Origin of the sequence: Sinorhizobium sp. 7-81 (assembly GCF_030124405.1) — a bacterium.
Classification (GTDB): domain Bacteria; phylum Pseudomonadota; class Alphaproteobacteria; order Rhizobiales; family Rhizobiaceae; genus Sinorhizobium; species Sinorhizobium psoraleae.
On the sequence record NZ_JASKLT010000048.1, the window covers coordinates 1 to 4,024 of the forward strand.

The 4,024-nt window shown below is 54.2% G+C and carries 4 protein-coding genes; all 4 read right to left on the reverse strand.

Translation table 11 applies throughout. The features are described 5' to 3' along the window. Window positions 1-323 (reverse strand): transposase (locus QN224_RS33300; RefSeq protein ID WP_283980133.1); only part of this gene is annotated, 323 nt, incomplete at its 3' end. Between the two features lie 256 nt (window positions 324-579). After that, window positions 580-1,329 (reverse strand): hypothetical protein, encoded by a 750-nt coding sequence (locus QN224_RS33305; protein ID WP_336621146.1) that lies wholly within the window; start codon window positions 1,327-1,329, stop codon window positions 580-582. Window positions 1,330-1,374: 45 nt separating this feature from the next. Then, window positions 1,375-2,871 carry a hypothetical protein gene (locus tag QN224_RS33310; RefSeq protein WP_283980134.1) on the reverse strand — a complete coding sequence of 499 codons (1,497 nt, stop codon included), beginning with the start codon at window positions 2,869-2,871 and terminating at the stop codon, window positions 1,375-1,377. 4 nt (window positions 2,872-2,875) lie between these two features. Beyond that, the coding region (locus tag QN224_RS33315) for a thioesterase domain-containing protein (RefSeq protein WP_283980135.1) at window positions 2,876-4,024 on the reverse strand (1,149 nt) is incomplete at its 5' end.

Consider the following 4,024-nt stretch of genomic DNA (forward strand, 5'->3'; position numbering starts at 1 on the left):
CAAGGGTGGACGCGCGACACCTGCCCTTTGCAGGAAAACAACGAACCTCCCGGCGCGGCGCGAATATTTTGGTGAGATACGCAGCCACTGCCGCCCACCGACGCCACTTCGCCAGCCGAATGCTGCGGGGAGGCATCGTTCCGAGCGTCACGACGCCAGGCGAAGAGCTGGGAGGGATGAATGCCGATCCAATGGGCGATCGCCGATACGCTTGCGCCGGGCTCCAATGCCTCTGCCACCGCCTGAGCCTTGAACTCATCCGACCAGCGCCGGCGCAATTGCCGTGGAGCGCCCTCAAGTCGCTCGGCGACCGCTTCGATCATATGGAAGGTTCTAGTTCCAGAACTAGGCGCAGACATAGAAGCTCACTTCGGCTCACAACGTGCGCTATCGATATCCGACCGCTAACCCCCTACGCCAGACGGGGTCCCCTTGCCGCTTACCATCGAAACCTACTGATCCTCGAATATCTCTGGCCTACGGAGACCACCGTTAGGTTCTCTTCCGGCACAGTCCGAACCGGCCCCCTCTTGCGCGCGACGATTAAGGACAGACGAATCGATTACGATCACCAAATGATTAGAGAGAATGACGGACCCATACATTTGGTTCGACATAAATTCCAAGGTCTTGCTCCATTGAAATCAGCACAGGAACCAGTGCCCCTTCGACATTTATCATGCCCGAATCTTGAATCGTTGCTTCTGTCCACTGTGACCATTCGGCGACCGTCCCGACAATGGTCATGGAATAGGAGGCAACCTTGTCTATTTTGCCTCCCGAGTTGGAATGCGCTCGCAACCACGAGTCAAATGGGGAGCCGTCCTCCCGTCGTAATTTAATGTAATCGGACATAGGCATTTGCGGGTAAAGGTGCTTTTGGGTCGGCCGGACGGGGATCGATAATTCGACGAAGCCCATTTTCCTTGCGCATTCCTTTAGGGCGCCGAGCATAGACAGCGCATTCCCAATTCCTCGCGCCTTTGGAGAAAGAGTGACCTCGAGCGCGCTCATCGTAGTCGGCGTTCGATCGATCAGCCTGTCCTCATGAGCCCAGCGAATAACCTGGTCCCACCCACCGTCGGGCAATTCGGTGCGACCTTGGATTCCGAACGCAAAAGGAACACTGAAGGCCCGTCCGACGACCTCATCATCGACAATTGCGGCGAATGCGTAGTCCAGATAGTCCGAGAAAACATTGCTTCCGAAGTAGAGCTTTGTAGTAGGGTCGTGTCGTATGAACTCAGGCCATACATCGTTCAAATCCTTCGAAAACACTGCGGGGATGAGGTCCGGTCGCGCCCGCAATGAGAAAATCTCAAGCTTCACGTTGCACTCCTTTATGGGTGGTCAAGGCTGTTGTGAACCGGCTAGTTATTTCGAAAGGAAAGCAGCTTTGTCGAACGCCAGAAGCCCTTGTTCGATAAGGGAAGCGACACCGCGATCTCCTTCCTCAACAGCCTTCACGATTAACCGCGCACTGAGGGATAGTCGCAACGCCGCAACGCTGGTGCCTTGCAATTCACCGCACGAGACCGGCTGTCCCAGTTCACATCGAAAGGAGGATATCGGTTGGTCTGCTCTGCCTGCTCCTGGGCCGATTTCCACTTTCATCTGATGGTAGATTTTCTGGGTCTTTTCAGTGGACAGTGGAGTTCGTTTCCCTTTCCGATCAATATCGAATAGCAAAAAGGGGAAGATTGTCTGGACTTGATCCCAGGTTGTGCCTTCCGCGAAGGGCCGACGCTGCAAAGATGGTTGTTCTAGGAGATCAAATTGTTGAGTATGGCCCAGTGCGGAGACGATCGCATCGTGAAAAGCATGCACGACCGTTTCGACGTCTTGCTCTGGAATGTTACGAAAAGCGCGCAGGTCTGCGAGGGCAGCGTCCCATCGCAGAAGCAATCCGAAGTTACTCGAATTGGGGAGTGATCGAATACCATTCCAATGCTGCGGCCATTCTGATTGGAGGCTGGTAATACCAAGTGCGGGATTCACGGACTGCGTCATCAACCGACAGGCTGCTGCCTCTGGTACCAACAACATTGCTGAAAAAGCGGGACCGTTTACGAACTTGGATCCGGTGATGACCACAAAACAATTTGCGGTGAGGTAACTTTGTAGCGTGGATGGCGCCAGCCGGAATTGAGATGCATCGACAAGAATTTCGATGACGTCAGGCCAACGACGCTTTAGATCCAGCGCTCGTCTTGGACATGGAGCGAGTATTCCGGTCTTGGAAACATCGGTCAATGTTATCAAGATGCGGTCGTATCGCGCCACAGCGGTCGTGACCATCGCTTCAAGTTCGTCATCGATGACGGCTATTGATCGCAGGCTACTATCCGTGGCGCGAATATCAATCAGTTCAACATCAATGGTTTTAGTGAGATTGATTTTCGTTCCCTTCAAAGCCACCGCAATCCCGCTTCCTGTTTCGGTCGATTGGACCATAATTGCGAGTGTTCCAATCTTTGCGCTCTCGTCCACCAGTCGCGCCGCAACCATGTGAGCGTCAGTGCCCGATGGGGACACGATCATTTCAAGTCCTCGGAGGTTTGTCAGCCCGCAGAGATCAGCGAATTCGCTGCGCAATCTGGATATCTCCTCCAAGTAAATTTCTGCCGGTTCTCTAGTTTGCAAGGCCTCCAATAGCCTGATCCTAACCTCGTCGGCAGCATTGAAACCGGCTTCGGAGATCGTGGATGCTGTCGCAGAACCAAATGCGATTAATCCGCTGTCCGGTATCGTACGGCACCCGTATTTATTGGTCATTGCTCTTCGGTCTAACTCAATTCGCTCGTCGCCTCCCTTGGCGAGCAGCTCATAGGTGGATGGAAGATAAGTGTCGTGTCGAAGTGGGTTAGTCATTAGGCTAAATCCCTCGCTTAGCTGTTGCTAAGGATGCTTCGGCGTCAGCTCCTAAGGCCGTCGATAGAAAAACGGCCAGTACCCGGCGGTTTTTCCGATCGCTCATCAGGGTCACATGATCGCCGGGAACCGGCACGGCGTGAATGGCAGTGACATCTAAGACCCGGTCCCAACCGCGCAAAGGTGACTCGTCTTCCGTACCCATCGGATCCTCGGTTCGCACGCGTCGGCCCATCGTAGCCTCGATGGCATAAAATTGATGTATCTCGACTGGCAAAACAGGAACGTCATATGACTGCAGCGCTCGGTGAAACCGCGCGTACATCGATGCCGTATCGTAGAGTTCGTGTGCTTGCTTTATTGCACCTATTTGCTGTGCCTTCTGAAGCAATTCAATAAGTGAGCATTCGCTGGCAATACGTTCCAAGAAGTAGAAGCGTTCATCATCTAGTGTCTCGAGCGGCTCAAAGATCATTTCTAACGCCACTTGGGCATCCGACTTGCTTCGTGGTTTTGCAGGAAGGCTAACATCGATGAAAGCCATGAAGGGTACAGCTTCATCGATGCTAAGTAAGTGCTCTGCAATGGCATAAGCCAGGATTGCCCCTGAGGAATATCCAGCAAGGCGGTACGGACCTTGCGGTTGGATTTTCTTCATAGCCAGAACTACCTGCGCAGCTATCACCTCAAGCGTCGGCGCGTCATTTTCGTTGAACGATGGCCATGGCAGAGCATACACGGGGCAGTCTATTTCCATATCCTTTGCCAGGGATAGAACGTATGAATAATCTCCGTAACCGGTCGGGACAAAGAATACTGGTGGTCGAGATCCCGCCGTGCGAACGGGCAGGACTCCAGGTATGTGACGGAGGTGATCCAATTCAACTTTCGTCGCAAGATCCTTCAGAACAGGCGCTTGGAAGAGATCCGCGGCGCTAAACGTGAGCCCAAGGTTTAGCGCTCGACTCAGTAGCCTGACGGCGAGCAGCGAGTGGCCGCCGAGCTCGAAGAAGTTGTCATGGCGGCCGACCTGCTCGACGCCGAGCAGCTCGGTCCAGATCTGTGCCAGCATCGTCTCGATCTCGCCCTTCGGCGCCGCATAGGCGGCCCGCGCATAGGCATCGTCGTCGGGAAGCGGCAGCGCCTGGCGGTC